24 protein-coding genes are annotated in these 26889 nt (G+C 73.1%); 14 read left to right on the forward strand and 10 right to left on the reverse strand.

The window, feature by feature from the left end; genetic code table 11:
- The first annotated feature begins 461 nt into the window (after positions 1-461).
- From MUN78_RS01855 to MUN78_RS01865, 3 genes are read left to right on the forward strand one after another with little or no spacing between them, the layout of a single operon-like run.
- Positions 462-1229, forward strand: coding sequence for an ABC transporter ATP-binding protein (locus MUN78_RS01855; protein ID WP_244729982.1), 768 nt, complete (start codon positions 462-464; stop codon positions 1227-1229).
- Positions 1226-1960 carry an ABC transporter permease gene (locus MUN78_RS01860; protein ID WP_244692738.1) on the forward strand — a complete coding sequence of 245 codons (735 nt, stop codon included), beginning with the start codon at positions 1226-1228 and terminating at the stop codon, positions 1958-1960. Before MUN78_RS01855 ends, MUN78_RS01860 begins: the two co-directional genes overlap by 4 nt.
- 56 nt (positions 1961-2016) lie before the next feature.
- Positions 2017-2673 carry a Maf family protein gene (locus tag MUN78_RS01865; RefSeq protein WP_244728404.1) on the forward strand — a complete coding sequence of 219 codons (657 nt, stop codon included), beginning with the start codon at positions 2017-2019 and terminating at the stop codon, positions 2671-2673.
- Between the two features lie 429 nt (positions 2674-3102).
- On the opposite strand, the gene MUN78_RS01870 is transcribed toward MUN78_RS01865, so the two are convergent.
- Entirely contained in the window at positions 3103-4911 is a 1809-nt protein-coding gene (locus tag MUN78_RS01870) for a PucR family transcriptional regulator (RefSeq protein WP_244728406.1), read from the reverse strand.
- Positions 4912-5071: 160 nt separating this feature from the next.
- Between MUN78_RS01870 and MUN78_RS01875 the strand changes: the two genes are divergently transcribed.
- Positions 5072-6559 (forward strand): CoA-acylating methylmalonate-semialdehyde dehydrogenase, encoded by a 1488-nt coding sequence (locus MUN78_RS01875; protein ID WP_244728408.1) that lies wholly within the window; start codon positions 5072-5074, stop codon positions 6557-6559.
- Positions 6560-6680: 121 nt separating this feature from the next.
- The gene (locus tag MUN78_RS01880) at positions 6681-8078 is read left to right on the forward strand and encodes an aspartate aminotransferase family protein (RefSeq protein WP_244728410.1); all 1398 of its coding nucleotides are present in this window, start codon (positions 6681-6683) and stop codon (positions 8076-8078) included.
- 111 nt (positions 8079-8189) lie between these two features.
- Here the strand turns inward: MUN78_RS01880 and MUN78_RS01885 are convergent, their stop codons facing one another.
- On the reverse strand, positions 8190-8837 hold the full coding sequence (locus tag MUN78_RS01885) for a dihydrofolate reductase family protein (RefSeq protein WP_244728412.1): 648 nt from the start codon (positions 8835-8837) through the stop codon (positions 8190-8192).
- 179 nt (positions 8838-9016) lie between these two features.
- Between MUN78_RS01885 and MUN78_RS01890 the strand changes: the two genes are divergently transcribed.
- Positions 9017-9478 (forward strand): MarR family winged helix-turn-helix transcriptional regulator, encoded by a 462-nt coding sequence (locus tag MUN78_RS01890; protein ID WP_244728414.1) that lies wholly within the window; start codon positions 9017-9019, stop codon positions 9476-9478.
- 110 nt (positions 9479-9588) lie between these two features.
- Here the strand turns inward: MUN78_RS01890 and MUN78_RS01895 are convergent, their stop codons facing one another.
- On the reverse strand, positions 9589-9795 hold the full coding sequence (locus MUN78_RS01895; RefSeq protein ID WP_244730147.1) for a hypothetical protein: 207 nt from the start codon (positions 9793-9795) through the stop codon (positions 9589-9591).
- Here MUN78_RS01895 and MUN78_RS01900 point away from each other — a divergent pair.
- On the forward strand, positions 9788-10963 hold the full coding sequence (locus tag MUN78_RS01900; protein ID WP_429952297.1) for an MFS transporter: 1176 nt from the start codon (positions 9788-9790) through the stop codon (positions 10961-10963). The two genes, MUN78_RS01895 and MUN78_RS01900, sit on opposite strands and share 8 nt — an antisense overlap.
- Before the next feature lie 120 nt (positions 10964-11083).
- Entirely contained in the window at positions 11084-12358 is a 1275-nt protein-coding gene (locus MUN78_RS01905; RefSeq protein ID WP_244728416.1) for a magnesium and cobalt transport protein CorA, read from the forward strand.
- A 9-nt stretch (positions 12359-12367) separates the two neighbouring features.
- On the opposite strand, the gene MUN78_RS01910 is transcribed toward MUN78_RS01905, so the two are convergent.
- Positions 12368-13222, reverse strand: a complete 855-nt coding sequence (locus MUN78_RS01910) for a nitrilase-related carbon-nitrogen hydrolase (RefSeq protein ID WP_244728417.1) — start codon at positions 13220-13222, stop codon at positions 12368-12370.
- 69 nt (positions 13223-13291) lie between these two features.
- Entirely contained in the window at positions 13292-14605 is a 1314-nt protein-coding gene (gene hisD, locus MUN78_RS01915; protein ID WP_244728419.1) for a histidinol dehydrogenase, read from the reverse strand.
- A gap of 72 nt (positions 14606-14677) precedes the next feature.
- On the opposite strand from hisD, the gene MUN78_RS01920 reads away from it, so the two are divergent.
- The 6 genes from MUN78_RS01920 to MUN78_RS01945 all read left to right on the forward strand — a co-directional run bounded on the left by MUN78_RS01920 (position 14678) and on the right by MUN78_RS01945 (position 21768).
- The gene (locus MUN78_RS01920) at positions 14678-15583 is read left to right on the forward strand and encodes a LysR family transcriptional regulator (protein ID WP_244728421.1); all 906 of its coding nucleotides are present in this window, start codon (positions 14678-14680) and stop codon (positions 15581-15583) included.
- Between the two features lie 142 nt (positions 15584-15725).
- Complete coding sequence (locus MUN78_RS01925) at positions 15726-17189, forward strand: purine-cytosine permease family protein (RefSeq protein WP_244728423.1); 1464 nt, start codon at positions 15726-15728, stop codon at positions 17187-17189.
- Between the two features lie 108 nt (positions 17190-17297).
- Entirely contained in the window at positions 17298-18356 is a 1059-nt protein-coding gene (locus tag MUN78_RS01930) for a nucleoside hydrolase (protein ID WP_244728425.1), read from the forward strand.
- Positions 18340-19188, forward strand: a complete 849-nt coding sequence (locus MUN78_RS01935; protein WP_244728427.1) for a histidine kinase — start codon at positions 18340-18342, stop codon at positions 19186-19188. The genes MUN78_RS01930 and MUN78_RS01935 overlap by 17 nt, the downstream gene beginning before the upstream one ends.
- A gap of 8 nt (positions 19189-19196) precedes the next feature.
- Entirely contained in the window at positions 19197-20144 is a 948-nt protein-coding gene (locus tag MUN78_RS01940) for an energy-coupling factor transporter transmembrane component T family protein (RefSeq protein ID WP_244728428.1), read from the forward strand.
- Entirely contained in the window at positions 20137-21768 is a 1632-nt protein-coding gene (locus MUN78_RS01945) for an ATP-binding cassette domain-containing protein (RefSeq protein ID WP_244728430.1), read from the forward strand. Before MUN78_RS01940 ends, MUN78_RS01945 begins: the two co-directional genes overlap by 8 nt.
- A gap of 444 nt (positions 21769-22212) precedes the next feature.
- Here MUN78_RS01945 and MUN78_RS01950 read toward each other — a convergent pair whose 3' ends face one another.
- The 5 genes from MUN78_RS01950 to MUN78_RS01970 form a co-directional block, all read right to left on the reverse strand.
- Positions 22213-22920 (reverse strand): CE1759 family FMN reductase, encoded by a 708-nt coding sequence (locus tag MUN78_RS01950; protein WP_244728432.1) that lies wholly within the window; start codon positions 22918-22920, stop codon positions 22213-22215.
- A gap of 47 nt (positions 22921-22967) precedes the next feature.
- Entirely contained in the window at positions 22968-23414 is a 447-nt protein-coding gene (locus MUN78_RS01955) for a MarR family winged helix-turn-helix transcriptional regulator (protein ID WP_244728434.1), read from the reverse strand.
- Between the two features lie 28 nt (positions 23415-23442).
- Positions 23443-24627, reverse strand: coding sequence for a CE1758 family FMN-dependent luciferase-like monooxygenase (locus MUN78_RS01960; RefSeq protein ID WP_244692756.1), 1185 nt, complete (start codon positions 24625-24627; stop codon positions 23443-23445).
- Between the two features lie 123 nt (positions 24628-24750).
- On the reverse strand, positions 24751-26331 hold the full coding sequence (locus MUN78_RS01965; protein ID WP_244728436.1) for a multicopper oxidase family protein: 1581 nt from the start codon (positions 26329-26331) through the stop codon (positions 24751-24753).
- Positions 26328-26753 (reverse strand): hypothetical protein, encoded by a 426-nt coding sequence (locus MUN78_RS01970; RefSeq protein WP_244728438.1) that lies wholly within the window; start codon positions 26751-26753, stop codon positions 26328-26330. Before MUN78_RS01970 ends, MUN78_RS01965 begins: the two co-directional genes overlap by 4 nt.
- Positions 26754-26889: the final 136 nt, after the last annotated feature.

Here is a 26889-nt window from a genome sequence, read left to right on the forward strand (position 1 = left end):
CCTGCCTGAGCGACCCGAATCGGGCGGCTGAGTGGAGGGGGATCGGGGAGGCGGGACCTCGGAACCGAGGCGCGGGGAGCGTGGAACGGAAAGGGAAGCGGCGAGGGACCGGGCAGCGTGGAAGCGCCGACGCGGAGCTGGCACTCTGCTTCCCCGGAACCCACACCCGCCGTTCCGGATTCGGGTCATTCAGGCAGGGTGGTTCGCGGCCGCACCCTGCGCGAGTGACCCGGATCGGGAAGGGGTGCACCTCAGGGGGGTGAATTGGGGGATTGGAGGGGGCGAGAAGGGCGGGCGCGGGGTGCGGAGGGGCGGGCGCGGGGTGCGGAATCCGCGGTACGGGCCGGAAAGGAGCCGAACGGCGGCGCACGGGCGATCGCGGAGCGCATGCACTGACAGCGCGTGCACTGACAGCGCGGGGCGTTGACACCCGGGACCCGCGGATCTAAATTCATTACATGATGAATAAAGGTGCGGTCCGGATCCGCGGCCTCTCCGTGAGACGCGGGCGAACGGAGGTGTTCTCGCGACTCGACCTCGAGGTCGCCGCGGGCAGCATCACCGGGGTCCTCGGGCCCTCGGGATCCGGGAAGACCACGCTGCTGCGGAGCATCGTGGGCGCCCAGGCGGGAGTCTCGGGAGAGGTGACGGTGCTCGGGCTGCCCGCGGGATCGCCTCCCCTCAGGCGGCGGGTCTCGTACGCGACTCAGGCGGCCTCCGTCTACGACGACCTGAGCGTCCGGCAGAACCTCCGCTACTTCGCCCGAGTGCTCGGGGCTCCGAGGGCGGACGCGGATCGTGTCATCGAGCTCGTGGGCCTCGGATCCGCCGCGAGTCAGCGGGTCGACCGGCTGAGCGGCGGCCAGCGCGGCCGCGTCTCGCTCGCGGCGGCGCTTCTCGGGCGGCCCGAACTCATCGTGCTCGACGAACCGACCGTGGGGCTGGATCCCGTGCTTCGGGCCGAGCTCTGGGAGCTGTTCGGGCGGCTCGCCCGCGACGGCGCCGCACTGATGGTGAGCAGCCACGTCATGGACGAGGCGCTCCGCTGCGATCGGCTGCTCCTGATCCGCGACGGCGCGCTCGTCGCCGACACGACGCCGGGGGAGCTGCTCGAGTCGACGGGTGCGGCCGATCCCGAAGCGGCGTTCCTCGCCGTCATCGCCGCGGGCGGACTCCGCGGAGAGGCGCACGCGCCAGGTCGGCACTCCCGGGACGGAGCGGGATCATGACTCCGGTGCGCACGGCCGCGACGGCGGGTCGGGTGCTGCGACAGCTCTCGCACGACCCCCGTTCCGTCGCGCTGCTGCTCGTCGCGCCCGGCCTGCTCGTCGGCCTCTTCTCGTGGCTGCTGAGCGATCAGGAGGGCGCCTTCGACCGCTTCGGCGGCCCGATCCTCGCGCTCTTCCCCTTCATTCTGATGTTCATCGTCACGTCGGTGACGACGCTGCGCGAACGGCGTTCTGGCACGCTCGAGCGATTGCTCACGATGCCGCTCGGCAAGGGCGATTTCATCGTCGGCTACGCGGCGGCCTTCGGACTCGTCGCGGTGGTGCAGGCGCTCGTCACGGTGTGGTTTGCGATTGCCGTGTGCGGCCTCTCGGTCGACGGGCCCGTGTGGCAGCTCGGTACGGTCGCCGTCGTCGATGCGCTGCTCGGCACCGGGCTCGGCCTGCTCGCGAGCGCGTTCGCGCGCACCGAATTCCAGGCCGTGCAGTTCATGCCCGTGCTGGTGTTCCCGCAGATCCTGCTCGGCGGTCTGCTCATGCCCCGCGACGCCATGCCCGCGGTGCTCGAGGCGATCTCCGACTGGCTGCCGCTCAGCTACGCGATCGATGCGGTGAATGCGGTGACGGCCGGTGACGAGGGGTGGGATCTCGGCCGACCGCTGCTCGTGGTCGGAGCGGTCACCGTCGCCGCGCTCTGCCTCGCCGCAGTGACGCTGCGCCGGCGGACTCCGTAGGCGGCGGGGCCGCCGACCGTCGTCCTGCGCGCTCGCTGTCTCGCTAGGCTGGGCGCATGCGCCTGATCCTCGCTTCGACCTCGCCCGCCCGCCTCTCCGTGCTCCGCGGGGCCGGCATCGAGCCCCGATGCTTCGCGCCTGAGGTCGACGAGGAGACCGAGGTCGCCGCGCGCGAGGCCGAGCTCGGCCGCGCGCTCACGGCACCCGAGCTCACCGAGTACCTCGGGCGGCTGAAGGCGGAGGACGTCGTGCGCCGGCACGGACCCGAGGGCACGGGCGAGATCGACGGCCTCGTGCTCGGCGGCGACTCGATGTTCCTGCTCGACGGGGAGATCCTCGGCAAGCCGCATCTGCCCGAAGTCGCGCTCGAGCGCTCGAAGCGCCATCGCGGCCGCACGGGGGTACTGCACTCGGGGCACTGGCTGATCGACTGCACGGGCGGCGAGGTACGCGCCGCGGCCGGAGCGGTGGACACGGCGCGCGTGACCCTCTCCGCGGACCTCGGCGACCAGGAGCTCGCCGATTACGTGGCGACCGGGGAGCCGCTCGAGCTCGCGGGCGGCTTCGCGATCGACGGGCTCGCCGGAGCCTTCATCGAGCGCATCGAGGGCGCGCCGAGCTGCGTGATCGGGCTCTCCCTGCCGGCGCTGCGACGCCTCGTCATCGGACTCGGGCATCCGTACCCCGCCCTGTGGGAGACGGGCACGGCCTGAGCCGGAGAGGGACAGCGCCGGGCCGCTCCGCTCGCCCCTCCTCCTGCCGCTCGTCAGGTGCACTTCCGTTCCTTCCGTTCCTCCCTCGCTCCTCCCTTCGGACGTCAGTACGTGTGGCCCGAGGGCCTCAGTGGCGACATCTTCTGACGTCCGAATCGTCGAGGCGTCGGTGGGCCGGGGCTGGGGCGGCAGCGCCGATCCTCGCGTGCGCTCGCCCGATCCGCGACCGCACCGCGTGCCAAGCCGTGATTCCTTCCCCGCCTCCCGCCCACCAGCTCGGACGTCAGTAGTTGCGACTGGTGCGCGCGTGAAGTCGCAACTACTGACGTGCGAAGCGAGGGGTGAAGTGGGGACGGGGCGTAGGCGGGGACGAGAACGGGCGGGGCGCCGGGCGAGGGAGATCGGGAGCGCGAGGGATCCGCGGGCTCGCTACCCGCGTGCGAGCAGCGCGACCGAAAGGGTCGCGATCGTCGTGCCGTCCGAGAGATCGACGCCGAGCAGATCCTCGATGAGCGCGAGGCGCTGGTAGAACACGGAGCGGGAGAGCCGCGCCCGCTGCGCCGCGAGCGATCGGTTCGCGGGGTGCTCGAGGTAGGCGCCGAGCACGCGCAGCAGATCGCCGCTGTGCCCGGGGCCCGAGGCGGCGTCGTGCGCGATGAGCGGCCCGAGGGTCTCCGCCGCGAACTCCTGCACCTCCGGATCGGCGGCGATGCCGCGCACGAGATAGGCGAGGGCCTGCCGCTCCGCCTGCTGCACCGTGACGCGTCCCGCGCCCGCCACCGCCCGCAGCCGGCCGGCGGCGCGCACGCGCTCCATTGAGGCGATCAGCGAGCGCAGCCCGGTGCCCGCGGCGCCGAGCGCGAGGTGCGCTCGCCACGCCTTCGGGGTCGTCGAGGGCAGCAGCATGTCGAGCTCCCGGGCGAGGCGCGCCGCGAGCGGCGGGGTCGCCGCGGCCTGCGCGGGGGCGACGCGCGGGTCGTCCTGCGGGAAGGAGAGGAGCGCGAGGAGCGGAGCCCGCGTCTCCGGTTCGCCGGGCGGAGCGGCGCGGGATCCGTCGCGCGCGCCGGCCCCCGGATCGGTGACGATGATCGCCCGTCCCTCGGGTGCGACCGCCCGCCGGAGCGCGGTCTCGAGGATCGCGTGCTCGAGGGAGTCGTGCGCGCCGAAGTCGCCGATCCCGCGCAGCGTCGCGCCGAGCAGCACGCGCCCCTCGAGCGGGAGCCCGGCGGCGGCGAGCTGCGTCGCGAGCTCGGCGTCGCGCCGGTAGCGCCCGCTCAGCAGCACGTCGAACAACCGCTTCGAGCTCAGCTGCAGCCACTCGCGGTCGTCGGCCAGCTTCCCGAGCGCGAGCGCGAAGGCCCCGAGCTCGAGCACGGTGCGCCGACCGGCGGGGTGCGGTGGTCCCGGCAGCGCGGAGAGCCGCCCCCAGCGCTCGCCCTGCGCCTCCACGGGCACGCGCTCGGAGCCCGTCGGGAGCACGGCCTCGGCGCTCCGCGCGGCCGCGCTCGCGGCCCTGCTGCCGTGCGCCTCGGTTCGGGTCGTCCCGTCGCCAGCCCCATCATCCGCGGCGCCGCGCCCCGCCCCGCCGTCCGGATCGGTCGCGCGCGACCACGGCGCCAGCACAGATTCGGGATCGTGCCCCCGGCCCGACCATGCCACGACGCGCTCGGCCGAGTCCTCGAGCACCACCGGCGCGTCGAGGGTCTCCGACAGCCGTTCCACGACGTAGTCGACGGGGCTGCGGTTGAGCCCAAGTTCCGTGAGCATCGTGTGCACCTCGGCCCGGGCGGCGAGGGCTTCGGTCTGCAGTGCCAGCATCCGCTGGTGGATCCGCTGGGTGACCTGAACGAAGCGCACCTCGCGCCGCAGCGCCACGAGCGGGATCCCCGCGGCCTCGCACGCCCGTACGAGCGGGGCGGGCGGTTCCGCGTAGGCCGTGTGGAGCTCGAGGATCACAGCGGCGGGCTCCGCCGCGACGAGCTCGCGCGCGAGACGCCGGAGCCCCTCGGGATCGGTGGGCCAGCCCGCGCCGGTCGTGAGCACGAGCTCGCCGCCCTCGAGCAGCGGGATGGCGCTCGTGCCCGCGACGACGTGCGCCCAGCGCAGCTGCCGCTGCAGGCCGTCGGCGCCGGCAACGACCTCGGGGGAGCCGGCCGCGAGTTCGGGCAGCGCGAGCGCGTCGGCGACGCTCACGGCGTGCGCCGCCTCGAGGGGAGCGGGGTCAGGAGAGGAGAACATGTCATACATATTGTACGGAATGGCTCGCATTCGGCGATGATCTGACGCTCGATCGATGGCGTTCCTGCTGTCAGACTGATCTTACCGGGAGCACCGCTTCCGAACACATTGCGCGGAACTCGCGTGATGTGTCTTCATCTTCCAGGAGAGGACGACACGGATGGCACTCATCCCCCACGTCATCGGCGGCGAGAAGCAGACCGCCGCCGAGCGCACGCAGCCGGTCTACAACCCGGCCACGGGCGAGCAGATCCACGATCTCGCGATCGCCTCGGTCGCGACCGTCGAGGAGGCCGTCGCCGCGGCGAAGGCCGCGCTGCCGGGGTGGCGGAAGACGAGCCTGACGAAGCGCGCGGACGTCTTCTTCAACCTCCGCCAGCTGCTCAAGCAGCGCTCCCCCGAGCTCTCCGCCATCGTCACGAGCGAGCACGGCAAGGTGCTCTCGGACGCGGCGGGCGAGGTCTCGCGCGGCCTCGAGAACGTCGAGTTCGCCGCCGGTCTCCTCAACCTCCTCAAGGGCGAGCGCGACGAACAGGTGTCGACCGGCGTCGACGTGCACTCCATTAAGCAGCCCGTCGGGGTCGTCGCGGCCATCACGCCCTTCAACTTCCCGATCATGGTCCCGCTGTGGATGATCGCGAGCGCCATCGCCTGCGGCAACACCGTCGTCCTCAAGCCCTCCGAGCGCGATCCCTCCGCCTCGGTGTTCATCGCGGATCTCTTCCGCGAGGCCGGCCTGCCCGACGGCGTGCTCAACGTCGTCCACGGCGACAAGGTCGCCGTCGACACCCTGCTCGACGCTCCCGAGGTGAAGGCCGTCTCCTTCGTCGGCTCCACCCCGATCGCGAAGTACATCTACGAGCGCGCCGCCGCGAACGGCAAGCGCGTGCAGGCCCTCGGCGGGGCGAAGAACCACATGCTCGTCATGCCCGACGCCGACCTGAAGGTCACGGCGGACGCCGCGATCTCCGCGGCCTACGGCGCCGCGGGCGAGCGCTGCATGGCCGTCTCGGTGCTCGTCGCCGTCGGCGACGAGCTGGCGGATCGCCTGATCCCCGAGCTCACGAGCCGCATCGCGAACCTGAAGATCGGCGACGGCGCCGCCGAGGGCACCGACATGGGTCCGCTCATCACCCCCGAGGCGAAGGCGCGCGTGGAGTCCTACGTCGCCGGCGCCGAGGCAGAGGGCGCGACGATCGTGGTCGACGGCCGCGACTTCGCCTACGAGGGCAACGGCTTCTTCACCGGCGCCACGCTGCTCGATCACGTCAAGACGGACAGCAAGGTCTACCGCGACGAGATCTTCGGGCCGGTGCTCGCGGTCGTCCGCGTGGACAGCTACGAGGAGGGTCTGCGGATCATCAACGAGCACCAGTTCGGCAACGGCACGGCCATCTTCACCCGCGACGGCGGCGTCGCCCGCCAGTTCGAGTTCGAGGTCGAGGCCGGCATGGTCGGCGTCAACGTCCCGATCCCGGTCCCGGTCGGCGCTTTCTCCTTCGGCGGTTGGAAGGACTCGCTGTTCGGCGACACCCACATCTACGGGCCCGAGTCGATCAACTTCTACACCCGCTCGAAGGTCGTCACAACGCGCTGGCCGGATCCGGAGCAGTCGAAGATCGATCTCGGCTTCCCGAGCAACCACTGATCAGCACCAGCTGATCCGCCGACGCCGCGGGACCCGGATGCTGAGAAGCTGAATCCGGGTCCCGCGGCGTCGCGCGAATCCGATACTCGAATCCCACCACTCACTCGAAGGGGAACCATCCATGGGCGACTACACCGATCTGCACGGGGCCGAGCAGAGCTTCGGCGATACCGAGGCGCAGCGCGCGGTGCGCGAGAATGACCGCCAGTACGTCTTCCACTCCTGGTCGGCGCAGGGTCAGATCGACCCGCTCCCGATCGCCAAGGGTGAGGGCGTGCGCTTCTGGGACTACGACGGTACGGAGTACCTCGACTTCTCCTCGCAGCTCGTCAACCTCAACCTCGGCCATCAGCACCCTGGTCTCGTGCGCGCGATCCAGGAGCAGGCCGGCCGGCTCGCCACCATCCAGCCCGCGATGGCCAACGACGTGCGCGGCGAGCTCGCCAAGCGCATCGTCGAGCACTCCTTCGACGGCGCGCGCTCCGTGTTCTTCACGAACGGCGGCGCCGACGCCAACGAGTACGCCGTGCGCATGGCGCGCCACCACACCGGCCGCCAGAAGGTCCTCGCCCGCTACCGCTCCTACCACGGCTCGACGTCGACCGCGATCACGCTGACGGGGGAGCCGCGCCGCTGGGCGAACGGCACGCTCGACTCGGGCATCGTGCACTTCTTCGGCCCTTACCCGTACCGCTCGGCGTTCTACGCTGAGACCCCCGAGCAGGAGACGGAGCGCGCGCTCGCGCACCTCAGGCAGACCATCGAGCTCGAGGGGCCGAGCACCATCGCCGCGATCATCCTCGAGAGCGTCACCGGCACCAACGGCATCCTGATCCCGACTCCCGGCTACCTCGAGGGCGTACGCGCGCTCTGCGACGAGCACGGGATCCTGCTCATCGCCGACGAAGTCATGGCCGGCTTCGGCCGCACGGGCGAGTGGTTCGCGTTCCAGGCCTTCGACGTGCAGCCCGACCTCGTGACCTTCGCGAAGGGCGTCAACTCGGGCTACGTGCCGCTCGGCGGCGTCGTCATCTCCGAGGCGATCCACGAGACCTTCGCCGACAAGCCGTTCCCCGGCGGGCTCACCTACAGCGGGCACCCGCTGGGCGCCGCGGCCGGCGTCGCGACCTTCGACATCTTCGCCGAGGAGGGCATCCTCGAGCGGGTGAAGGATCTCGGCGAGCGGGTCGTGGGACCGCGCCTGCGCGAGATGGCCGAGAAGCACCCCTCGGTCGGCGAGGTGCGCGGCACCGGCCTGTTCTGGGCGATCGAGCTCGTGATCGACCGCGAGACGCGCGAGCCGCTCGTGCCGTTCAACGCCGCCGGCGCGGCGGGCGCGCCGTTTGCGAAGGTCGTCGCGGCGTGCAAGGCCGCGGGCCTCTGGCCGTTCGCCGCGGGCAACCGCCTGCAGGTCGCGCCGCCGCTCATTATCTCCGAGGAGGATTTGCGCGCGGGCCTCGACATCATCGACGCGGCGCTCGACGTCGCCGATGCGGAGGCCGCCGCGCTGCGCGCGTAGGCGTCTCCGATCAGCGGCGCCCGTCGATCCCCAGCGGATCGACGGGCGCCGCGGCGCGTCCGGGGCCGGCGGGATCCCGGCGCCCCCGGCCGCCTGGCCGTGCCCGCGAGCCTAGGCCGGGTCCTGCGGCTCCGGCATGACCCCCGTCCCGGGGGCGCCGGGCAGCGGGGCGTACCGCAGCTGCACCGCCCCCGCGTCGCCGCTCCTCGGGGGCTCGATGAGGCGGAGGTTCGTGGGCGCCGCTCCCGCGGGGAAGACGGTGCGCCCCTCGCCGAGCACGATCGGGTACACCCAGAGGCAGAGTTCGTCGAACAGTCGCTCGGCGACCAGGGTCTGCACCAGGTCGATGCTCCCGACCACGTGGATCTCGCGGTGGCGCTCCCGCAGCGCGTCGAGCTCGGCGGCCAGGTCGTCGCCGACCCGCGTGGTGCCGGCCCAGGGCGCGGGCACCGCGGGATCGCGGGACGCGAGGTACTTGGGCACGGCGTTGAAGGTGCGCCCGACCGGGTTGTCCGCGTGCAGGGGCCAGTAGCCGGCGAAGATCTCGTAGGTGCGCCGGCCGAGCAGCAGCGCGTCCATCCGCCCGACGTAGTCGAGCACCGCGCCTCCGACCATGTCGTCGTCGATCGGGGCCTGCCAGCCGCCGAAGCGGAACCCGCCGCGCGGATCCTCCTCGGGACCGCCCGGGGCCTGAGCGACGCCGTCGAGCGTGGTGAACAGATCGATGACGATGCGCCCGGTGCGCGCCGATGCTCCCATGGTCGTCTCCTCCGGCGGACGCGGCGCATGCGGCGCCGCGCGGTCTCACACGAGCGGTCGCCCGCTGTCTCGCATGATCCTCGTCACCTCGCGCCGTGTCAAGGCTCGGATCGCGGCGGCGAATCGATTTCGGTGATAAACATAGCTATACAATGTAAAAAGTGCTACGATCTTCGATTATGAGAGACACGAGTGCAGAGAGTGATTCGGGTGCCGATGCGCTCGCGCTCGACCTCACACGCGTCACCGGACGCTTCTCGCGCATCGCCGGCCGGGTCGCCGGCGGGGGATACTCGCTGATCGCCTGGCGCGTGCTCGCCGAGCTCGAGCATGCGGGGGCCGCGCGCATCAGCACGCTCGCGCATCAGCAGCGGGTCGCCCAGCCCTCCATGACGGGGCTCGTGCAGCGGCTCGAGGGGGAAGGGTGGGCGAGCCGTGCTCCGGACCCGGAGGACGGCCGGGCCACCCTCGTCTCGGTGACCGCCGAAGGGCGGGCCGCCCTCGACGCGTACCGCGCCGACGCGGCCGACCGTGTGCGCCCCCATCTCGAAGCGCTCTCCGCGTTCGACCGTGCCACGCTCGCCCGCGCGGCCGAGCTCATGGACGAGCTCGGCGACCGCATCGACGACCCCTCCGGGTAGCGCGGCGGGGCACCGCGCGGGCCGCGCCGCGTCCTGCGCGGGGTGCCGGGCACGGCCGATCCGAACGCCTCGTCACGGCCGATCCGAACGCCTCGTCACGGCCGATCCGCTCAGGCCGTACCGCTCAGCCCGATCCGGCCGGCCCCATCCGATTCCCGACGACCGCGCGACCCGTTCGCGCCCGACCCCCAGGAGCCTCCCACGTCCACCACCGCTCGCCCCCGCACCGGCGCCCCCGCGCCGAAGCCGTCCATCCTGCGCCAGCCCGTCACCGTCTGGGCCATCGCCTTCGCCTGCGCCGTGTCCTTCATGGGCATCGGACTCGTCGACCCGATCCTGCCCGCCATCAGCGCCGAACTCGACGCCTCGCCGAGCCAGACGATGCTGCTCTTCACGAGCTATCTCTTCGTCACGGGCGCCGCCATGTTCTTCACGAGCTGGGTATCGAGCCGCATCGGCGTGAAGCGGACCCTCATCGCGGGCCTGGTGCTCGTGGTCGTCTTCGCCGCGCTCGCCGGGGCCTCGGGCTCCGTCGATGCGATCATCGGGTTCCGGGCGGGCTGGGGCCTCGGCAACGCCCTCTTCATCTCGACCGCGCTCGCCGCCATCGTCGGCGCGGCGTCCGGCGGCTCCCGGCAGGCGATCGTGCTCTACGAGGCGGCGCTCGGGGTGGGGCTCGCCGCCGGCCCGCTCGTCGGCGGCGCGCTCGGCAGCATCTCCTGGCGCGGGCCGTTCTTCGGCACCGCCGCGCTCATGGGCATCGCGCTCATCGCGATCCTGGCCCTGCTGCGGCAGCCCCGGAACGCGCCGGCGCCCGCGAAGGTGTCGATCCTCGCCGGATTCCGGGCGCTGCGCACCCCCGCCCTGCTCGCGCTCGCGCTCGTCGCGCTCTTCTACAACTTCGGATTCTTCGTGCTGCTCGCCTACAGCCCGTACCCGATGGAGGCGGCGGCCGCGCGTCACGGCCTCGAATTCGGGGCGCACGAGCTCGGCCTCGTCTTCTTCGGCTGGGGACTCGCCCTCGCGATCACCTCGGTGCTCGTCGCGCCGGTGCTCACCCGTCGCCTCGGCCTGCGCCCCGTGCTCTTCTCGATGCTCGGCGGGCTCACCGTCTGCCTCGTCCTCCTCGGCGTCTTCGTCGAGAACCTCACCGGACTCGTCGTGGTCGTCATCGTGAGCGGCCTGCTGCTCGGCGTGATGAACACCGCGCTCACTGAGGCCGTCATGGAGGCCACGGACCTTCCGCGCAACGTCGCCTCGTCGACGTACTCGGGCGTGCGCTTCATGGGCGGGGCCGTCGCCCCGGCCGTCGCCGGACCCATCGCCGAGGCGCTCGGAGCGGGCGCGCCCTACTGGGTCGGCGCCGTCTCCGTGCTGGTGTCGATGCTCGTGCTCGGCGTCGCCGGGCGGACGCTCGCGCATATCGGGCGCTCGCACGAGAGCGCCGCGGGGGAGGCGGAGGCGATCGCCGCGGGAGACGCCTGACCGTCCGGGGGCGGGCGCGGCGTCGATGCGATGACGGGCGTCCGGCGCGGCGCGTGCCGGCGCGGCCCGTGCCGGTCCGGCTCACGGTCTAGGGTAGGTTCGGGAGAACGGAGGCCGGTCATGACGCTTCAGGATCGCGATGCGCCGGGCGCGGGGCGCGCCGGGCGCATCCCGGCGCAGCCGAGAGCCGCCGGACGGCGCCTCGGATCGCACGGCCCGGGCGCGCAGATCCTGGCCAGGCGCATCCGCGGCGGCGTTCCCGGGGAACTGTCGGTGGTGCCGGATTTCGCCGCGGCGTTCGCGGTCGCCGGCGGCGGCCCGGCTGCGGGTGCGCCGGCAGCGGGTGTGCCGGCCGCCGGATCGCCGGCGGCGGGGTCAGCGGTGTCGGGATCCGCGGTGGCCGACGTTCCGGCTGCGGGGATCCGCACGGGGTCGGCGCACCCTGCTGCCGGACCCCGGACGGCCCCTGTCGACATGGCGTGGCTGGCGCTCGTGCATCCCGATCCCGAGACGATCGCGGAGCTCGCGTCCGCCTGGGAGCTGCATCCGCTGCTCGTCGAGGACCTGCTGCACGCCGGGCAGCGCCCGAAGGTCGAGCGCTACGGCGACGTCCTCTTCCTCGTGCTGAAGTCGGCGCACTACGACGATGCGCGCGAGGACGTCGAGTTCAGCGAGTTCCACGTGCTCGTCCGTCCGGACGCGATCGCGATCGTCTGCCAGGACGGGCGGTTCATCGACGGCACCCCGATCCCGGACCGGATCGACGGCTCCGCCGAGCGCGCCATCACCGGGCGCGCCCCGCAGCTCACCGATCGTGCACTGCTGGAGCTCGGCCCGGAGGCGGCCGCCTACCGTCTGCTCGACGCCGTCGTGGACCGCTGCTTCCCCGCCCTCGACGGGCTGCAGATCGACCGCGAGCAGATCGAGCGCCAGGTGTTCAGCGGGGACGCTGCGGCGGCGGCGCGCATCTACCACCTCAGCCAGGAGGTGATCGACATGCTGCACACGAGCGCCGCGCTCACGCGCGTGGCGAACCGCCTGGGACGCGGGGCGGACAAGTACGCGATCCCCGAGGAGCTGCAGACCTATCTGCAGGACGTCGCGGACCACCTCGCGCGCGTGAGCTCGGAGACCGTCGAGCTGCGCGACGCGCTGTCGCAGATCCTCACCGTGAACGCGACGCTCGTCGCGCAGCGGCAGAACGAGGACATGAAGAAGATCTCGGGCTGGGCGGCGATCCTCTTCGCGCCCACGCTCATCGCCGCCGTCTACGGCATGAACTTCGACATCATGCCCGAGCTGCACTGGGCCGCGGGCTACCCGATCGCCGTCGGGGCGATGATCGGCTTCGCCGGCCTGCTGTACGGGCTCTTCCGCTGGAAGAAGTGGATGTAGCCGGGTCGCTCAGGCGGTGAGTCGCGGGTCGTAGTGCCGCGGCGCGCGGTCCGCGAAGAGGTGGTTGCGGGTGCTGATGCTGCGGCGCTCGGCGGGGAGCGGGATCGTCGCGTCGGCGCGGGCCGGGCCGCCGCCGGATCCGGCCTCGGCCGCGATCCAGCCGTCCGTGCCGACGATGCACGTGCCCTCGGTCCACGCGATGCCGCGCTCCTCGCCGGCCCGATCGCAGCAGGCGATCGCGACGCCGGAGGCGCGGGCCGCGGCCATGGCCTGGACGACCTCGGGCGCGTGCTCGCCCGCGGGGTGGGCGAGGAGCGGCCAGTTGGTGGGGACGGCGATGACGTCGGCGCCGCGGAGCGCGAGGGAGCGCGGCATCTCGGGGAACTCGAGGTCGTAGCAGATGCAGACGCCGAGGCCGCCGAAGGGCGTCTCGACGACCGGGGCGGGGGCGCTGCCCGGGGTGAAGACGAGCTTCTCGGTGTCCCACAGGTGCAGCTTGCGGTACGCGACGGGGGCGGTGCCCGGGGTGAGGATCAGGGCGCTGTTGTAGACCGTCGCGACCTCCTCGCCCGGCTCCTCGCCGGCCTCGCAGAATCCGAGGACCACCGTGAGGCGCTCGCCGAGCATGCCGGCCCAGCGCGAGAACATCGCGTCGTCCGGTCGCCGAGCGGCGGCCCGCGCCTCCTCGGTGCTGAGCGCGTAGCCGCTCGTCGCGAGCTCGGGGAGCACGAGCAGCTCGACGCCCTCGGCGACGGCGCGGGCGATCTCCCGCTCGATGCGCTCCGCGTTGCCCGCGAGGTCGCCGATCACGGGCGCCAGCTGCGCGCAGCGCATCCGTACTGAGCTCTCGTCGCCGCCGGTCATCCCGTCACCGTCCTTCTCGTCGTCCTCGGAGCCGCGGGCGGGCCGATCCCGGCGCGCCCGCGGCTCATGCTACAGGCGCTCGCGGCGCAGGCGGGCCGTGGCCGCGTGGGCCGCCATCGCCTCCGAGTTCGAGATCGTCTCGACGGCCGGGGCGAGCAGCGGGGTCGCCTCGCGCGCGATGCGCTGGTAGGTGAGGGGCTTCAGGAAGCGGGAGACCGAGAGGCCGGCCGAGTGCTTCGCGCCGCCCGCCGTCGGCAGCACGTGGTTCGTGCCCGCCATGCCCTTGTCGGAGTAGGCGACGGTGCTCCACGGGCCGAGGAAGATCGAGCCGTAGTTGCGGAGGCGGTCGTGGAAGTAGTCGTCGTCCGCGGTGAGCACCTCGAGGTGCTCGGGGGCGAGATCGTCCATGAGGGCGATGGCCGTGTCGGCGTCCTCGGCGATCGTGATCGACCCGTAGTCGCGCCACGCGGGGCCGGCGATCTCGGCGGTCGAGAGGTCGGCGAGCTGCCGCTCGACCTCCTCGGCGACGGCGGCGCCGAGCTCTGCCGAGGTGGTCACGAGGGCGGCGGGGGAGTTCGGGCCGTGCTCGGCCTGGCCGAGCAGATCGGCCGCGACGAGCACCGGATCGGCGGTGCCGTCGGCGAGCACCGCGACCTCGGAGGGGCCGGCGAGGAGGTCGATGGCGACGGTGCCGAAGAGCTGGCGCTTCGCCTCGGCGACGAAGGCGTTGCCCGCGCCGACGATCATGTCGACGGGCAGCTCGTCGAGCAGGCCGTAGGCCATCGCCGCGAGCGCCTGCACGCCGCCGAGCACGTAGATGCGGTCGGCGCCGGAGAGGTGCGCGGCGTAGACGACGGCGTCGTTGGCGCCGCCGCTCGGCTGCGGCGGCGTGCACGCGACGACCGTCGGCACGCCCGCGGCCTTCGCGACGCCTACGGTCATGAACGCGCTCGCGGTGAGGGGGAAGCGCCCGGCGGGGAGATAGGCGCCGACGCGGGATACCGGGACGTAGCGCACGCCCGTGCGGAGGCCGGGGGCGAGCTCGACCTCGAAATCGCCGAGGTGCGCCCGCTGCTCCCGAGCGAAGGCCTGCGTGCGCTCGGAGCCGAGCTCGATGGCCTCGCGCAGCGCGGGGTCCAGTCGGTCGCCGCTCGTGCGGATGGTCTCCGCGGTGAGCTCGAAGCCGCCGCCCTCCCAGCGATCGAGCTCCCGAGCGTACCGGGCGACCGCGTCGAGGCCGTTCCGCTGGATGTCGAGCAGGATCTCGGAGACGCGCGACACCACGGCGGGATCGCGCTGCGCCGCGGGGGCGTCGACGCCCGGGGTCTTGAGACGGGTGAAACGGCCCGAGAGGGACGCGAGGACTTCAGGTGAGGAGAGCATGCTGCGATGCTACGGAGCCGGGAAACCATCGCACAAGAGGATGATCATCTATGCTTCGTATAGTCTTGAACGATGACACTGACGCAACTGCGCGCCTTCCTCGTCTCGGCGATGAGCGGATCCTTCACGGCGGCCGCCGAGGAGCTGGGGACGACCCAGCCGACCGTCTCCGAGCTCGTGCGCAAGCTCGAGGTCGAGACCGGGCTCGCCCTCTTCGTCCGCGGCGGCCGTCGCCTGAAGCTCACCCCCGCGGGCGAGGAGCTCCTCCCGTGGGCGCAGCGCACGGTCGACGCCGCCGACGGCGGCACCTCGGCCCTGCAGGCGCTGCGCGGGATCACCGGCGGCACGGTCTCGATCGGCGTGCTCCGCAACGCCGCGTACTACTTCCTCCCCGAGCTCATCGACCGCTTCCGCCGGGAGCACCCCGGCGTGCGGCTGCGGGCGGTCGGGCAGAACTCGGCCGAGGTCGCGGCGGGCGTCCGCTCCGGCGATCTCGAGGCGGGCCTCGTCGTGCTCCCGATCGACGACGAGGGGCTCGAGGTGTCGCCGCTCATGCGCGACGAGGTGCTCTGGGTGGGGCGGGCCGAGGCCGCGCGCGGGCGCCCGATGACGATCGAGGAGGTCGCCGCGACGGAGATGATCGTCTACGACGCGCACTACGGCTGGACCGACCCGACGCGCCGCCAGCTCGCCGAGCGCGCGCAGCGGGCCGGCGTGCGGCTCGAACCCGTGATCGAGGTCGAGGCCGTCGGGCCGGCGCTCGAGCTCGTCCGGCGCGGCGCCGGGGAGACCCTGGTCTCGAGCGCCGTGGCGGCGAGCCCGACCTTCCCTGAGGGGCTGGGCACCGTCCCGTTCGATCCGCCCCTCTTCGACACGATCGCGGTGATCTCGCGCGCCGGATCCACGCTCGCGCCGGCGACCGCCGAGCTCATCCGAGTGGCCGCGGAGATGGTGCGGCGACTCGGGGGCGAGCTCTGAGGACGATGCGCCATAGCTTGAGACGATGGCAGGCACAGGGAAATATCGTCTGGTGTGATATCGCGGCTCGGCCTATGGTGCTGAGAGCACAGGCGTCGGCGCACCGCAGCGACCGCACGCGCATCACAACGGAAGGTGATCCATGGCGAACCCCACGCCCGATGCGGCCGCGCAGGACCGCGGCCGGCTGATCGAGTCCCGCTCCATCGAGTGGGTGCCGCTCGACGAACGCGGCGGCAGTCCGAAGAGCCTCTTCTCCCTGTGGTTCATGTCCAACGCGAACATCACCACGCTCGCGACGGGCATGCTCGGTGCGGCGCTCGGCGGATCCTTCGCGATGTCCGCGGTGGCGATCCTGCTCGGAGCCGCCGTCGGCACCGTCTTCACCGCGTTCCACTCGGCCCAGGGCCCGCAGCTCGGCCTGCCGCAGATGATCCAGTCCCGCGCGCAGTTCGGGTACCGCGGCGTCGCGGTGATCTGCCTCATCGTGGTCTTCAGCCTCGTCGGCTTCAACATGTTCAACCAGATGCTCGGGGGCGAGATCCTCGTCGCCGTCACCCACGCCGACGTGAACGTCCTCTGGTACTTCCTCATCAGCGCGCTCGCGCTCGTGCTCGCCATCTTCGGCTACCACTGGATCCATCGCACGCAGAAGTGGCTCACCTGGCTCTTCCTCCTCACCTTCGGCATCCTCACCGTCGCGGCGGTCGTCGTGGTGCCGCTGCCGGCCGAGCAGTTCGGCTTCTCCGGCTTCACCTGGGCCGCGTTCCTCGCCCAGTTCGGCGCCGCGGCTTCGTACGCCCTCGGCTGGGCGCCCTACGTCTCCGACTACTCGCGCTACCTGCGGCCCGAGACGAAACCGGGCCGCGCGCTCTTCTACACCTACAGCGGCATCTTCGTCGGCGCGTCGTGGCTCATGCTGCTCGGCGCGTTCGTGGCGGCGGTCTTCGCCGGCGGCGATCCGATCGGCGCGGTGCGCGCCCTCGCCGATCAGGTGCTCCCGGGTTCGGGCACCGTGCTGCTCCTCTCCGCGCTGCCCGGTCTCGTGGCGGTCATCACGGTGAACATCTACGCCGCCGCGATGGAGCTCATCACCGTCGCCGACTCCATCCGTCCCGTCCGCCCCACCCGTGCGGTGCGCCTCGTCGCCACGAGCGTCGTCGCACTCATCGCCTTCGTCGGATCCTCCGTGAGCACCGGAGAGTTCCTCGACAACTTCAGCAGCTTCCTCGTGATCCTCCTCTACGTGCTCGTGCCCTGGACTTCCGTCAATCTCGTCGACTACTTCTTCGTGCGACGCGGCCACTACGTGATCTCGGAGATCTTCCGGCCGAACGGGCTGTACGGCAACTGGGGCTGGCGGGGCATGACGGCCTACGCCGTCGGGCTTGTCGCCATGATCCCGTTCGCCGTCACGGCCTGGTACGTCGGGCCCGTCGCCGAGGCCCTCGGCGGGGCGGACATCGCCCTCTTCGTCGGCCTCCTCGTCTCCGGCGTCGTCTATCTCCTCCTCGGGCGCACGATCGACCGCGAGGCGGAGCGGGAGGCGGCGCGCGCCGACCTCGCGGCCACCGGGGCGCAGGCCGTCGCCTTCGGCCGACGGTGAGGCGGGCGCCCCGTTCGCGATGCGTCCGATCCGCACCGCGTCGGGGCGCGGCGCCGCCCGCCGCACCGCCGGGTCCTGGGCTCGGCCGCCGTCCGTCACAATAGAGGGATGGCCGCGCACACCATCCCCCTCTTCCTCGACTGCGATCCCGGCATCGACGACGCCATCGCCATCGCCTACCTGCTCTGCCAGGGCGACGTCGAGATCACGGGGATCGCGGCGAGCGGGGGCAACGTGTCGACCGCCCAGGTCGTGCGCAACACCCTCGGCTGGCTCGCGCTCGCCGGCCGGCCCGATCTGCCCGTGCACCGCGGGGCGACGGCCCCGCTCGCGCACGCGGCCGATGACGCCGCATACGCCGAAGTGACCCACGGCGACACCGGCTCCGGCTACGCCGCGCTGCCCGAGTCCGCCGCGGTCCCGGCCGCCGCGACGGCGGCCCAGGCCTGGGTCGAGGCCGCGCGGGCGCACCCGGGCGAGCTCATCGGCGTCGTCATCGGTCCGTCGACGAACCTCGCGCTCGCCCTCGAGCTCGAGCCGGATCTGCCGCGCCTCCTGCGCAGGCTCTTCGTCATGGGCGGAGCGTTCAACTACCGGGGCAACACGCTCCCCACGACGGAGTGGAACGTCAGCTACGATCCCGAGGCCGCGGCGCGGGTCTTCGGGGCCTTCGGCACCGCCTCGGTCGCGGGCAGCGCGCCGCACCCCCTCGTCGTGGGGCCGATCGAGGCGACCGAGATGGTCGAGATGACGCCCGATCGGTGGCGAAGGATCGCCGAGGGGGCCGAGGGCGGGGCCGCGTGGTCCGGCGTGCTGCACGAGCTCGGCGAGGCGCTGCGCTTCTACTTCGAGTTCCATGAGCAGGACGGGCACGGCTACCTCGCGCACATCCACGATCCCTTCGTCCTCGCGGCGGCGCTCGAATGGGCGCGCCGCGACCGGGCAGCGAACGGGGATGGCAGAATTCCCTGGGCGGAGACCGCGCTCGCCCCGATCGATGTCGAGCTCACCGGGACCCTGACCCGCGGCGAGACCGTCGCCGACTGGCTGGGCCGCTGGGAGAGGCCGGCCGGCGCGGAGCTCATCCGCCGCGTCGAGGCGGGGCGCTTCCTCGAACACCTCACCGACACCCTGATGAAAGGACCGCAGCATGACCGCACCCGATAACGGGTCTGGGCAGGGGCTCGTCGCACCGACGAGTCCCGGAGAATCCCGCACCGCCGCCCCGAAGTGGGCCTACCTCCTCACCGCCGCCGGCTCCCTCGTGATCATCGCGACGTACGTCGCGGTGCTCCTCGCCCAGCCCGCCACGCTCGGGCAGGATCTCGGCGATGCCACCCTTTGGGTGATGCTCGGCTATCTCGCCGGCGCCGCGCTCATCGCCGCGGGCACGCTGCCGATGATCCCGCGCAGCATCTTCGCGCTCATGCCGATCGCGATCGCACTGAACATCACCGTCGGGCAGATCGTCGGCACGTTGACCCCGCTGCCACTCTACCTCGACTCCATCGGATCCGTGATCGTCGGGGTGCTCGCCGGTCCCGCGGCCGGCGCGCTGACCGGTGTGCTCGGCAACGTCATCTGGGGCGTCACCGTCAACCCGACCGTCATCGCGTTCACGGCGGGCGCCGCCTTCGTCGGGGCCGCCGCGGGCTGGGCGGCCAGGATCGGCGCGTTCCGCGCGGTCTGGTGGGCCGTGCTCGCCGGCGCGATCGTCGGCCTGCCGAGCGGCGCCCTCGGGGCGCCCGTCGCGGCCTTCGTCTTCGGCGGCGGGCTCGGCGTCGGCACCGGCGGCATCGTCGCGACCCTGCAGGCGGCGGGCCTCGAGATGCTGCACGCCACGACGCTGCAGAGCCTCACCTCAGACACCGCCGACAAGGCCGTCGTGTTCCTTCTCGCGTTCCTCGCGCTGCGCACCCTGCCGCGGCGGATCGTGGGGCGCTACCCGATGGCGATGCGCTCGCTCGCGCCCCCGCGGCCGGCGGCGAGCAGGCGCTGAGCGCTCCCGTGCGCGCTCGTCCGACGGACCCCGGCGTCCCGATCCCCGCGCCGGGCGATCGGGACGCCGGCGTCGGCGTCCTTCGCTCTGGCGCCGGCATCCCCCGCTCCGGCGCCGGCGTCCCCCGCTCCGGCGCCGGCGTCCCCCGCTCCGGCGCCGGCGTCCCCCGCGTCGGCGGTCTGCACCCCGCGACCGAGCTCGTGCTGCTCGGCTGCGCCCTCGTGCTCGTCTACGGGCTCCCCTCGCCGCTCGTCCCGGCGCTCCTGCTCGTCGGCGCGGGAGCCGGGGCCGCGCGCTCGCCGCGGGTGCGATTCGGCCGCTGGCTCGCGACCCTCGCGGTGCTCGCGGGGCCGATGCTGCTCGTCGTCGGCGTCGTGCAGGGGCTCTTCTACCCGGGCGCCGACGCGACGGTGCTCTGGGAGCGCGGTCCCGTCGCGATCACCGTGGAAGGACTCGCCGTCGCCGCGCAGCTCTGGCTCCGCGTCGCCGCCATGATCGGCGTCTGCGCGCTGTTCGCGTTCGGAGCGGACTCGGCCCGCACCTTCGACGGCATGATCCGGCTGCGCGCCCCCCTCGGCATTGCGTACGTCTGCGCGACGGCCATGAGCCTCGTCCCGCTCCTGCGCGACCGCATCTCCCACGCGCTCGACGCCCGCGCGGCACGCGGCTGGGACACCTCCCGGGCGGTCACGCGACTGCGCCTGCTCCCCGGGATCCTGGCGGGGCTCCTGAGCGCCTCGCTCGTCGAGCTGGATCAGCGGCACGATGCGCTCGAGCAGCGCGGCTTCGGGCGGGCGGTGCGGCCGGCGCCGCTGCAGGAGCACCCCGACGGGCGGATCCAGACCGTCCTGCGTTGGGGCGCACCGCTCGTCGCTGCGGCGCTGCTCGTCGCCTCGGCGATCGGCGTGCTGCCGCTGCCGACCGCCTCCGAGCTCATCGGGGTGCTCCGTGGCTGAGGGCGGCGGGGCCGTGCTCGTGCTCTCCGGGGCCGGGTTCCGCTACCACGACGCCGAGACGCCGGCGCTCGCCGGCATCGATCTCGCCATCGGCCGAGGGGAGATGATCGCGGTGCTCGGCCCCCAGGGCTCCGGCACCTCGACCCTGTGCCGCCTGGCCGCGGGACTCCTCGCCGAGCGCGGCATCGCGTCGGGCGAGCTGCGGCGCGCGCCGTCGCCGGGCGCCGCCGTCGCCATGCTCGGCGACGATCCCGAGGCGCAGATCACCGGGATGACGAGCTTCGTCGACGACGAGCTGCGCCTGCCGACGCGGCTCGCGGGGGATCGCCGCGCCGTCGACGTCGCCGGTGCGCTCGCAGCACTCGGAGCGGCTCGGCTGCGGGGGCGCCGCCTCGACGCGCTCTCCGGCGGGGAGCGGCAGCTCGTCGCCCTCGCTGGGCTGACGACGCTCGACCCCGGGCTGCTCGTACTGGATCAGCCGGGCCTGTCCCTCGATCCCGGGTCGCGAGTGCGGCTGGGCGGCGCGCTCGCGCGGTTCCGCGCGCGGGGCGGGGCGGTGCTCCTCGCCGGGCACCAGCACGACGAACTGAGCGCCGCGGCGGATCGCGTCCTCTTCCTGGAGGAGGGACGCCCCGTGCGCGAGGTCGCCCCGCCCGCGCTCGCCCCCGCCGCCGGCGACGCCCTGCTCGCCGCGCACGGGGTGTGGAGCACGCTCGAGGTTCCCGTGCCGGCATCTGCGCCGGTGCCGGCGCCGGAACGGAGCGCCGATCGGGATGCGGTGCCCGCCGTCGGCCGGGACGCGGCGCCGGTGGTCGATCCGGATGCGGTTCCCGTGGCCGATCCGGATGCGGTTCCCGCAGGGGAGCCTCCCGGGCGGGATCGATCCGACGGCGAGCCCGAGATGCGCCCGGAGGGGGATCGCAGGGCGTCGGCGCCGCCGGATCCCGTGGCGCTCCTCGAGCTGCGCGGGCTGTCGATCGCTCGGGGCGGGGCGACGATCGTCCCACCCCTGGCGCTCCGGCTCGGGGCGGGCGAGATCCTCGCCGTCATCGGCGCGAACGGCGCCGGGAAGTCGACCCTGCTGCGCGGGATCGCCGGACTCCTCGGGCGGGATGCCGCGGTCGCGGGAGAGGTGCTCGTCGGAGCCGGTGATGCCGCGATCCCGCTGCAGGGACTGCCGGCGTACCGCCGCGCGGGGCGCGTCGCCTGGGTCGGGCAGGATCCGAGCGCGCAGCTCTCGGCGGCGACCGTGCGGGGCGAGCTCGAACGGGCCGCACCACTGCCGCGGCATCGCCGCGCGGATCGCGCGCGTCTGCGCGCCGAGCGCGCTGCAGAGGTCGACGCGCTGCTCGACCGCACGGGGCTCGCGGCGCTCGCCGACGCGCACCCCTCCGACCTGCAGCCCGCGCAGCGCAAGGAGCTCGTCATCGCCTCGGCGCTGCTCCTCGCGCCGCGCGTGCTGCTGCTCGACGAGCCGACGCTCGGCCGCGATCTCCCCGCCATGCGGCGGCTCGAGCGCATCCTCCGGGCGTTCGTCGAGGCGGGCGGGGCCGTGATCCTGACGACCCACGATCTGCGGTGGGCGGACGCCATCGCCGACCGGACCCTGCGCCTCGGCGCGTGAGGCCGGGTTCGCCCGCGCTGTCCGCGATGCCGCCACCGCGCAGCGTAGTCCGCCCGCCCTGCTCGCGCCGCGTCGTCCGCCCGCGCCGTTTCGGTCGGCGATGCGGCGTCGGTGAGCTCGAATCTCCCGAAACCCGCTCACCGAGGCCGCATCTCTCACCGAAGCACCAGCCGAACGGTGTCGCGGGTGCGGTCATCGGGTTCCCGCCCGCGCCGCCGCCCGCGCCGCCCCGTCCGCCCGCGCCGCCCGCGCTGTCCGGCCGGTCCGTCCGTCCGCGCCGTTTCGGTCGGCGATGCGGCTTCGGTGAGCCCGAATCTCCCGGATCGGGCCCACCGAAGCTGCATCGCCGACCGACGCAGCACTCGGACGGACGCGCACCGTCGCGACCGAAGCCGGATCCTCGACGGATGCCCCCGACGCCGCGGTCGGACCGCCGCGCCGCGCCTACCGCCCGCCGGTCGCGAGCCGCATGAGGTCGCTGTCGAGGTCGATGCCGAGCTCCGTGCCGCCCGCGCTGCCGTAGGAGTGCTGGTACGCGCCCCACGAGCCGGAGCGCACCGAGCCGCGGAAGTCGGCGGCGATGAGCGCCACGAGCTCGCCGGCCGCGCGCTCGATGCGGCTGCCGAACTCCCGGCTGTTCCAGTCGTCGGGCGCCGCGAAGAGCCCGGTCGGCACCGTGACGGTGCGCAGATAGGCGAAGAGCCCGCGCACCTGGTCGTCCACGACGAGGGCGTGCCGCGCGCTGCCGGCGGTCGCGCCGAGCACGACGGGGGTGCCGATGAGCAGGTCGTTGTCGAGCACCTGGAAGAACGCGGTGAACAGGCCGCTCGCACCCGCCTTGTACACCGGGGTCGCCGCGACGATCGCGTCGGCGTCGCGCAGGATGTCGCTCACCTCCTGCAGGGCGGGGGAGACGTGCTGCGCGACGAGCGCGGTCGTGATGTCGGCCGCGAGGGCGCGCAGATCGACGAAGCGGATCCGCAGTTCGACGCCCTGCGCGGCGGCGAGGGCGGCCGCGCGATCGGCGACGCGATTGGCGAGCATCGTCGTGGTCGACGGATCGCTCGTGCCCGCGCTGACGACGGCGAGGGTGCGGATGGTCGGGCCGTGCGCGGGTTCCGCGGGCGGGCGACCGTCGAAGGGGGCGTTCATGGGGGCTCCTGAAAGGTTCGGAATGGTGGGTGGATCCGGCCGCGCGCTCAGCGCGCCGCGAGTCGGCTGGCGAGATGCCGCAGCTGGCGCATCTCCTCGGGGGTGAGCGCGGCGTCCAGCTGCCGCGCGACGCTCTTCGCGTGCGCGCGGCCGACCTCGCGCTGGATCCGGGCGCCCTCCTCGGTGAGGGAGAGGCGCACCGCGCGGCCGTCGACGGGATCGGGCTCGCGGGCGACGAGGCCGCGCTGGGCGAGGCGGTCGATCATCCGCGAGAGGGCGGGCTGGCTGAGCAGCACGCCGCTCTGCACCTCGCTCATGCGCACCGGGGCGCCGTGCTTCGCGAGGGTGTACAGCACGTCGTACTCGCGCATGCTGATCTCCTCCCACATCTGCTCGGCCGCGAAGACCTGCATGAGGCTCGCGTGAGCCGACATGAGCGACTCCCACGCCTCGTTCGCGAGGCGCACATCGATCCGTCGTCGCTGCTCGTCCATGCCGTCGTCCTCCCGTCAGCCTGCTCGCTCAGAGCCCGAAGGATGCGCCGCGCTTGGCGGGCGAGTCCTGGTAGGGCGAGCCGCCGGTCACGTTATCGCCCCGGTTCGCGTTCGGTCGGGGCTGGCGCGGCGCCTCGTCGCCGTACTTCGCCCGCACGAGACTCGCGTGGCTGGGCGCCTCGGGGGTCTCGGGATCGCGTCGCGCGGCGAGTTCGCGTCGCAGCACGGGGATCACCTCCTCGCCGAGGAGGTCGAGCTGCTCGAGCACGGTCTTCGTGGGGAGCCCCGCGTGATCGATGAGGAACATCTGGCGCTGGTAGTCGCCGAAGATCTCCCGGAAGCCGAGGGTCTTGTCGATGACCTCCTGCGGGCTGCCGACGGTGAGCGGCGTCTGGCTCGTGAAGTCCTCGAGGCTGGGCCCGTGGCCGTAGACGGGCGCCTCGTCGAAGTAGGGGCGGAATTGGCGTGCGGCGTCCTGCGAGTGCTTCGCGATGAAGGTCTGCCCGCCGAGCCCGACGATGGCCTGCTGCCTCGTGCCGTGCCCGTAGTGCTCGAAGCGGTCGCGGTAGAAGTTGATGAGGCGCAGCGAGTGCTCCGAGGGCGCGAAGATGTGGTTCGAGAAGAATCCGTCGCCGTAGTAGGCTGCCTGCTCCGCGATCTCGGGGGTGCGGATCGACCCGTGCCAGACGAACGGGGGCACGTCGTCGAGGGGGCGCGGCGTGCTCGTGAAGCCCTGCAGCGGAGTGCGGAAGTTGCCGTCGTAGTCCACGACGTCCTCGCGCCACAGGCGGTGCAGCAGGTTGTAGTTGTCGAGTGCGAGCGGCAACGCGGTGCGGATGTCCTTGCCGAACCACGGGTACACGGGGGCCGTGTTGCCGCGTCCGAGCATCAGGTCCATGCGGCCCTCGGCGAGGTGCTGCAGCATCGCGTACTCCTCGGCGATGCGCACCGGGTCGTTGGTGGTGATGAGCGTCGTGCTGGTGCTGAGCTTCAGCCGCCGCGTCTGGGCGGCGATGTAGGCGAGGAAGGTGGTGGGGCTCGAGGAGAAGAACGGGGGGTTGTGATGCTCGCCGATCGCGAAGACGTCGAGTCCGACCTCCTCCGCGTGCACGGCGATGCGTGCGAGCCCGCGGATGCGCTCGGCCTCGCTGGGCGTCTCCCCGCTGACCGGATCGCGGGTGACGTCGCTGACGGAGAAGATCCCGAATTCCATGATGCTGGCTCCCGTGGTGGTGGGCGATCGCGACGGCGGCCGGTGCCGCCGTCATTTATATGCGCTTGCATATAAATGTAACACGCGCCGCCCGCATCTATTCCCGCCGCTGCGAACCGCGCGTCAGTGCGCGTGCTCCGGGGCGTCGAGGCCCGCTTCCGCTCGTGCCCCGCTGCCCGATTCCACGACGACGAACTGCCCCATCATCCCCTCGTCCTCGTGCAGCAGCATGTGGCAGTGGAACATGTACGGGTGGTCCGGATCGGCGTAGTCGTCGAAACGCATGAGCAGCAGGTATCGCCGCTGCGGCTCGAGGAGCACGGTGTCCTTCCGTCCGGCGAGTTCGGGGGGCGGCGGCGCGCCGTCCACGGACAGGATCCGGAACTGCACGTCGTGCACATGGAAGCTGTGCGGGATCGCCTGGGTGCTGCGGACGGCCCACAGCTCGGTCGCTCCGAGCTCCACGGCGGCGTCGACGCGCCCCAGGTCCATCCGCTCGCCGTTGATCTCCCGCCCGTTCAGCTCGAACTCCCGCGTCTCGACCGCGTCCGTCTCGTGGAGCGCATCGGCCTCCGCGTGCGCCGACGGCTCCCAGGTCGGCTCGGGCGACGGCTCGAGCGTCTCGGCGGCCCGCAGCTCGAGCACGTCGAAGGCGTCACCGCCTCCGGAAGCTCCGGGCAGCAGCACCCCGCCGAGCTCGACGGCCTCGGAGCGGAGCCTGAGCGTCTCGCCGGCGCGCATCTCGACGATCACCTCCGCCCGTTCCCCCGGGGAGAGCTGGATCGCGTCCAGCGGCAGCGGGGCGTCCAGCAGGCCGCCGTCCCCGGCGATCATCGTGAGCGGCCGATCCGGAAGCGCGAAGCGGTAGCTGCGCGCCGTCGAGGCGTTGAGCAGGCGCAGCCGGGTGCGTTCGCGCCGCACCTCATGGACCGGGCCCACCGTGCCGTTGACGAGCACGGTGTCCCCGAGGAGTCCCGGCTCGGCGCCGTCGCCGGAGAGCACGAAGCCGCCATCGTCGGCGAAGCGGCGATCCTGCACGATCACGGGGACGTCGTCGACCCCATACTCCGACGGCAGCGCCGCCGTCGCCGTGCGATCGTCGTCGAGGATGAACATGCCGGCGAGGCCGCGGAGGACGTGGGTCTCGGTCGCCCCGTGCGGGTGAGGGTGGTACCAGAGCGTCGCCGCCGGCTGGTCGATCGTCCACGCCGGGCGCCAGCTGCCTCCCGCCGGAATCTCCTGGTGCGGTCCGCCGTCCATGGCGGCCGGCAGATGCATCCCGTGCCAGTGGACGCTCGTGGCCTCGGGCAGTCCGTTCTCGACCTCGACGGCGACGTCCTCGCCGCGGACCGCTCGCAACGTCGGACCGAGGAAGTCGCCGTCGAAGCCCCAGGTCGGGGTGGACGCGCCCGGTGCGGTCGCGGGGGCGAATGAACGCTCGCCGCTCCGCGCCTCGAGCGCGAACACCCGCACGCCGTCCTCGAGCCTGGAGGGCGCGAGCGGCGGGATCGCGAGCGGCTGCGCGAACTCATGGGTGACGACGGGATGCAGCGGCGCGCCGGAACCCGGCAGCGCACCGCAGCCGACGAGCGCGGCGCCGAGTGCGAGGGCGACCGCGCCGGCCAGCGCGCGCGGCGCCGCGGCCGGTCGCGGCGGCCGGTCGCGCCCGCCGTGCCGCGCGGTCGTGCGGGCCGTCGCGCTCATCGCCGCCGCCCGAGCCCGAGCTGCACGGCCCACGCGAGGAGGCCCGCGACGGCGCCCCACCCGGCCTGCAGCGCCAGCGAGAACGGCAGCGCCCAGAGCGCGGGTCCCGTTCCGCCGCCCCCGAAAACGGCGGCGAGTGCGTGGGCGAGCACGCCCGCGCCGAGCCCCGTGAGCGCGAGCGTGAGCACGGGGCGCGGGAATCGGCCGAGGCCGACCACGCCGATCCAGCACACGGCCGTGATGCCGAGGATCGTCGCGGCCCGCGGAGCCCCCGCGGGCATCCCGGTGAGCTCGGCGAGCGGCCAGAGCAGCGCGAGCGCCGAGAGGCCGCAGATGAGGAGCCAGTTCGGGCGGCGCGCGGTGCGCACCGAACGCCCGGGCGTGGCGGGGGACTGGGACTGCGAGGGATCGTGATGGAACATGCTCCCAGCCTTCCCGGACGGCCGCGCCGCCGCATCGGCCCGGAGGCGTCCGTCGTGTCGCTCGGGGGCGACACCGCGAGTCGCCCTCGGGCGACGATCGGGCGATGACGCCCGGATCCGCCGGCCCGGCCGCTGC

The sequence above is a fragment of the Leucobacter allii genome, assembly GCF_022919155.1.
Lineage (GTDB): Bacteria > Actinomycetota > Actinomycetes > Actinomycetales > Microbacteriaceae > Leucobacter > Leucobacter allii.